This is a genomic window from Kitasatospora sp. NPDC005856 (assembly GCF_040629945.1).
Lineage (GTDB): Bacteria > Actinomycetota > Actinomycetes > Streptomycetales > Streptomycetaceae > Kitasatospora.
In genome coordinates this window covers 22,254-28,363 of record NZ_JBEXWT010000106.1, presented here as the reverse complement: position 1 = coordinate 28,363, position 6,110 = coordinate 22,254, and the positions used below count along the sequence as shown (strand labels likewise).

The 6,110-nt window shown below is 71.0% G+C and carries 3 protein-coding genes and 2 pseudogenes; 3 read left to right on the top strand and 2 right to left on the bottom strand.

The window, feature by feature from the left end:
- Positions 1 to 966 precede the first annotated feature (966 nt).
- Together ABZ449_RS36620 and ABZ449_RS36615 are read left to right on the top strand one after the other, a co-directional pair.
- Positions 967 to 1,314, top strand: a pseudogene (locus ABZ449_RS36620) (ISL3 family transposase); the annotation flags it as partial.
- 764 nt (positions 1,315 to 2,078) lie between these two features.
- Positions 2,079 to 2,662: pseudogene (locus tag ABZ449_RS36615) on the top strand (IS5 family transposase); the annotation flags it as partial.
- 83 nt (positions 2,663 to 2,745) lie between these two features.
- On the opposite strand, the gene ABZ449_RS36610 reads toward ABZ449_RS36615, so the two are convergent.
- A complete protein-coding gene (locus tag ABZ449_RS36610) occupies positions 2,746 to 3,624 on the bottom strand; it encodes a hypothetical protein (RefSeq protein ID WP_360354844.1) in 879 nt (292 codons plus the stop codon).
- 357 nt (positions 3,625 to 3,981) lie between these two features.
- On the opposite strand from ABZ449_RS36610, the gene ABZ449_RS36605 reads away from it, so the two are divergent.
- Positions 3,982 to 4,167, top strand: a complete 186-nt coding sequence (locus ABZ449_RS36605) for a hypothetical protein (RefSeq protein ID WP_360354842.1) — start codon at positions 3,982 to 3,984, stop codon at positions 4,165 to 4,167.
- A 1,050-nt stretch (positions 4,168 to 5,217) separates the two neighbouring features.
- Here the strand turns inward: ABZ449_RS36605 and ABZ449_RS36600 are convergent.
- Positions 5,218 to 5,997, bottom strand: coding sequence for a hypothetical protein (locus ABZ449_RS36600; RefSeq protein ID WP_360354840.1), 780 nt, complete (start codon positions 5,995 to 5,997; stop codon positions 5,218 to 5,220).
- Positions 5,998 to 6,110: the final 113 nt, after the last annotated feature.

The window sequence follows — 6,110 nt, the reverse complement described above, 5'->3', positions numbered from 1 at the left end:
CGCTCGGCCTTTCAGCCTCCCGGACACGGGAAGCGGCCGCCTCGCGGTCCTCTGCGTTCGGGATGACGGCCTGCTCAAAGACGCAGGGCATCCCGTCATCGAGAAGCTCCGACAGGTCCGTGTCGTCCATCGCCCGCCCCGAGAGCAGGGTTCCTGGTGGTCCGACACCACTCCTCCTGACCCCAGAGTCAGGATTCTTTGGCCTCGGCCTCCGAAATCGTCGCGCATGACGGACCGCCACCAGCGTGCTGGTCAGTAGGTTTCGGTGACAGATCACTACACGGCCGCGGATTCGGTCGATCCGGATCCCGCCAACCGAATCAGCGGTCACCTGGCAGACGGTCTTCGCCGTTCTGCTGTCCTCCTGCCGTGCCCTCACTGATCTTTGAAGGGTCAAATTCATGATGTCTTCCGTCCTCACCAGGACATCGCTGGCCGCCGTGGCGGGATTAACGAGCGTCGCCCTTGTCACCGGCGTGGCGCTGGCTCTGGCGGCACAAGCGCCCGCCGCCGAACCCGGGGCTGCCGTCGTCGACAAGGTGGCCCCCGCCGACGACCTGGTCGCTCCACAAGCAGGTGCCCGCGGAACGCACCTCCGGCGGCACGCGTGTGGAGCTCCCCGCCCAAGGGGCGGGCACGCTCACCGTCACCGACCCCACCGGGATCCGTGTGGGGATTGGTCTGCCCGGATCCGCAGAGGCGAAGGGTCGAGTCAGTGAGACCGGGACTGTCGTCTACACCCGGCCGGATGCTCCTGTCGATGTCGCAGCCCGCGTCGGTCGCGATGGCGGTGTCAGTGCTCTCATCACGGTGAAGGACGCCACCGCGCCCACCGGGTACCGCTTCCCCCTCGATCTGCCCGACGGCGCGGTGGGGGTGTGTCCAGCGAACGGCTCTGTCCCATAATCGGTGGTAACGAAGTGTGACGGCCGTCGTTGGCATGGCGTGCGTGATGTCAACGACCTTGTGAGTGTGGTTTTTTCGGGGCTGTCGGCCCTCGTCGTCGAGGTCGTGACGGACGGAGGCGAGGTCATCCGGGTGTCGGCGCGGACCCGGGATGATCCGGTGCCGTGCCCGGTGTGTTGCCCGCGGCAGACGTTCCGCGAGCAGGTCCCCGGCCTGATCGAGCGCTACCAGCGGCGCACGCGCCGCCTCGCCGACCAACTCGGCGAAATCGTGGAAGAGTTAGCGGGCCGGGCGGGCGCCCGCCTCTCCCGCTTCCTGGCCTGCGCGATCTCGTGCTCGACCGCCCTGTGCCTGCTCATACGCCAGGACTTGCCGCCGCCGCGCGTCCCCCGCGTGCTCGGCGTCGACATCTCGGCCCACCACCTGGACACGGTCACGAAGCGGCCGGTGTCGTCGGCCTGGGCCTGGACGAGTTCCAGCAGGGCCGCGACGAACGGGTCCGCGGCCGTGCCGGCCGGGAGCGCCGCGGCAGCCTCCCGTAGCCGGCCGTGGGCGGCGGGGAATGCCTCCTTCGCCCACGCGTCCTGCTTCTTGGCTTTCTCCGCGCTGGCCTCCAGCAGGATCCGCTCGATCGCGTAGGTGGGGCACTGGTCGGTATGCCAGACGTCCGTGACGGCTCCGTCCCGGCCGATCGAGATGGTGCGGATGTCGCCGCTGTCCGGTCCGGCCTGACAGTCCTCGCACTCACGGCGGCGGCGAGTGTCGGGGCGATCGGCGTGGGAGCCGGTCGCAGGGCACGGTTCCTTCCTGCGCGACAGGCCGGGTGTGGGGCCCGGCCCGGGAGCGCCCGTCCAACGCTCGCCGAACAGCAAGGTCAACACCGTTCACTAAGGAACGGACCATCAGAACCTGCTGCGCCGCACAACGGGCCGGGCGATGCGGCCCTCCCCCGGACCGCGCAGCGCGGCGGCCTCGGTACGGGTGCGCTCCAGCCGGCTTATGACCTGGCACAGCGTGGCGGCATCGAGGTGCTGGGTGAGGTCGCGGACGGCCTGGTGGTGGGTGTACAGGCCAGCGCGGTCGAGGACGGTGTAGAGGGGCTGGGCCGCGGTGCCCGCGAGACGGCGGTGGGCTAGGCAGTTTCGTTTGGATCATCTGCTCGTTGGTCTGGTGTGTCGTTGACTGACGCGCAGTGGGCGCGGATCGAGCCGTTGCTGCCGGACCGGACGCCGAGAAGGGGTGGGCGGTGGCGTGATCACCGGCAGGTGATCGACGCGATCGCGTTCAAGTTCCAGTCCGGGTCCCAGTGGGTCCACCTGCCGGAGAGGTTCGGCAACTGGCGGGGCGTCTACAACCGGCTGAGGATGTGGGCCGTCGACGGGACCTGGGAACGGGTCTTCGTCGCGCTGATGGCCCAGGCGGACTCCGACGAGGACCTGGACTGGGCGGTCTCGGTGGACTCCACGATCGTCCGCGCCCACCAGCACGCGGCCGGGGCCCGCAACAAGGGGCCCCGGCCGGAGAACCGGGCGACCATGCCATCGGGCGGTCCCGTGGCGGACTGACCACGAAGATCTACCTCGCGGCGGACGGCCGGTGCCGCCCGCCAGCCTTCGTCCTCACCTCAGGCCAGGCAGGCGGCGCTCCCGCCTTCCCGAAGGTGATGGCACGCCTGCGTGTTCCCCGGCCACGGGGGCGGCCCCGCACCAGGCCGGACGTGGTCCCGGCCGACAAGACATCCCACGCGGATAAGCGTCAAGCCGCTGCTGCTTTGAGCTCTGCGGATGCCGCATCGCGGGCATCTTTCTCTGGTCCGCTCGATGATCCAAACGAGACTGCCTAGGTCGACGGTCTGGCGGGCCTGGTGGGCGGCCGCGCGGGCGCAGGCGGCGACGTCCTGCTGGTGGTGCAGGACATCAGCGCCTTGACCTGTTCCTGTCCGGTCATCGCGCCGAACGCGGCGGCGGTGATGCGGCGCGGGGTGCCGACCGGGGACTTCCACAGGTGCTTGGCGTAGGCGAAGGTGCGGTCGTACTCCACCAGCGCGGGCAGCTGCTCCGGCACCCGGGGCGGCAGGATCAGTTCGGTGCGGCCCTGGCCGCCGGTGGCGTGCAGCAGGGCGCGCAGTTCCTCGGACAGGACCGGGTAGCCGCCGGCCCACTTGCCGGTGGTGGGGACGGTGCGCGACCACAGGTCCCGGCCGGTCTGCGACGGTGAGCCCGTCAGGACCGCGTCGTCCCAGTGCCGGTGCAGCGCCTGCCTCAGCAGGGTGAACGCCTGGCGGCAGGTGACGACGTCGGCGCCGTTCGGGTCGAACCACTTCCCCATGGAGCGGAGCTCGGTGCTGCCGCTGTCCGGGGCGGTGGCGGGGGTGTAGCGGCCGACTGGCTGGCGCTGGTGGACGAAGTGACCGGCGAGCTTGTCGCGGCCGGAGCCGACGGCGGTGGTCCGCCGCTCGGACGGCGTGTTCAGCCAGGCCGCGACCGCGTCCTTGAGCGTGTGGTATCGCTCGGCGCCGTCGTGCCACGGGGCGCCGGCGGTGATGTAGATCCGCTCGGTGCCGGGAGCGGTCGCCAGGACGGCGTCCAGGATCTCGCCCGGGGTGCGGGCACCGAGGTCGAGGCGCACCACGCGGTCGCGCACCGCAAGGTCGCCGGTCGCCGCGTCTAGGAACACCGTCGAGCGGGCCTGCTGCGTGAAGTTCGGGCGCTTGGACACCAGCCCGGTGGTCACGGCCTCGAACCGGGCGCCCTCCGGGCCCTCGGGGAGGGCGGGCAGCTCGCGCGGTCCGGCAGCGACCGGAGCGACTGGAGCCGCCGCGACGACCGGCGCAGCAACAGCGGGCGAAACCGGGGCGGCCGGGGCGGGCTGCGCCCAGCCCATGGGCGCGTCGCCAGTCGCCAGGCCGCCGAGAACCGCTACCTGCGCCTCAAGCCCGGCGGCGGCAGGACCCAGGCCGGTACCGGTGCGGAACGCGTCAAGGCCGTCCGAGGCCGGCGGGCCGCCGACCGAACGGTCACTGCCTGGGCCCGCGACAACGCTGCCGAGCTTCGGGTCCTCGTCGCCCAGATCACCATGACCGCACTCGCCCCCGGCGCCCGCACCGCCCAGGCCGCCCTGACCGCCGCGCTCGGCACCACCGACCCCGCGGACCTCATAGAGCCCCTCGCGGCCATCCGCCCCCACCTCGGCACCGGCCAGGGCAACCTCGCAGCCCGCCTCGATGCCCTCCCCCCACCACACCACCCGGCTTCGCGATGACAGCGACCGACGCTGCGCCTGACCCTGCCGCCGCCGAAAGGCGCTGGCAGGACCCCCTGAAGCGGATCCACGACCTCGAAGCACGAGTAGCCGCCACCACGAGCACCGTCACCACCGCCCTCGACCACCACCTCGCTCGACTCGACGCCCTGCGCCACCAGCTCACCCACCCCGACTGGCCACTGTCCGCTCCCGATCCGGGCAGCACTCAGACCACGCCGGCGAACCATCCCATCGGTCTTCCGTACCGGCTCCAGGTGATCCCGACGTCCGTCGCGCCCTGCTCCCGATGCCAGTCGGCTCGATCTCTCTGCTGCGGTCCGGGATGACGCCGGGGTGCAGTGGGCGAGGATGACAGACCCGCAGATGGTGCGGACGGCGACGGTGAACGAGAGGCGGTCCGGATCGAGGTTGGCGTGGTCCGCGGCATGGCACATCACGATCCGGGAAGCCTGATACATGATCAGGTAGGCGTATATATACTGGTCAACGCCCTGTGGAGTACCTGAGCGAAGGTCCCTGCCAGCTCCGCGAAGGGTGACCTTGAGGCCGAAGAACGCAGTCTCGGTCTCCCGGCGCTCGCGGTAGGGAGCAGCGACCTCGGCGGCCGGGAAGCGGGTGTGGTCCAGCGGTGTGGTGATCAGTCACAGGGTGCCGTGGCGAGTGACGGGGAGGGCCCGCCACCGGCCGGTGGCGGGCCCTCCCACGTGCTGGGACGGTCTACTCCTCCCCACAGTCCTCCTTGTCATTGATGGCGTCGAACGGCGCGCGGCCGAAGCAAGCTGTGGCCGGGTCCTCCACCCAAGGCATCGCCAGCGCGCGCACCCGCGCGCACTCCTCCCGCAGCAACTCGATCTCCGGCCGGCGCGGCGGGAACGGGTCCACCCACGGCTCGGCCTCTCGGCCGTCCGGACACTTCCTCAGCTTGGACGGCCACTGCCCGCCACCTCGAATGTGCTTGTCATGCACTATGCAACAAACCGCTCAAACCAAAGCAGCGGGCGACCGACACCGATACTGTGCCGGTTCCGGATGGCCAGGGTCGAACAGCTATACGTCCTGCAGACCCCTACGGCGGGGCAGGGAGAGCCGTGCGAGCGGGTCGGCTATCGCGAGCGCGGCCAAGGCAAGCAGGAAGGCCGGGGCCGGGCCGAGCGGGATCAGGACGGCACCGAGCACCAGCAGGAAGCAGAGTGTCCCAGTTGCGGAGCTCAGCGCTCCGCGCATCAGGTCGGCGGCGGCGGGCGCCCCGGCCGAGCCGTGCAGAGCAGTGCCCATAACGGCCAGCAGGATCGGCAGCGCGGACAGCACGCCGCCGAGGAAGGAACCGAGCACGCGGGCAGTGGCCACAGCAGCGAGCACCATCAGGGCCGACAGCACCATCCGCATCGGCACCTCCCATGTCCGCGGCCGGCGCGGCAGCCGGGCCCCTTGGCCTCCGGCGGGCCACGTCGCCAGACCGGCGAAGACCACGACCACAGTCAGGCCCGCCGTCAGCAGGATGCTGCCGCACATGGCGGCGAGCAGGCCGGCCAGGACCGCGCAGGCCAGGGCGAGCAACAGCGTCCGCACGGGCCGCAGGGCCCGGGCGAGGCGCCCGTAGGCGAGGCAGAAGCAGACCACGACCAGCGTCCCCGTCACGCAGCCGTCTGCGGCACGCGCCGCTGTCGCGGTTCCGTAGGTCGAGCACATCAGCAGCAGGAACGGGCCCGTGCTCGTCGGCGCGCCGAGCAGTTGACCGCCCCGCCGCGGCCCCAGCTGCCGCGCGATGACGGAGACGAGCAGCACCAGACACGGGGCCAGGGCGGCCCGGAGCAGCAGGATTTCCATACCCGCGATGCTGACACCGAATCTGCCGCTTTTGGCTCGAAGCTCCCGGCGTTGACAGGCCCGTGGCCGAGACAAACTCGGTTGTAGCAGGAATTCGCCGAGGATTTGTAGCA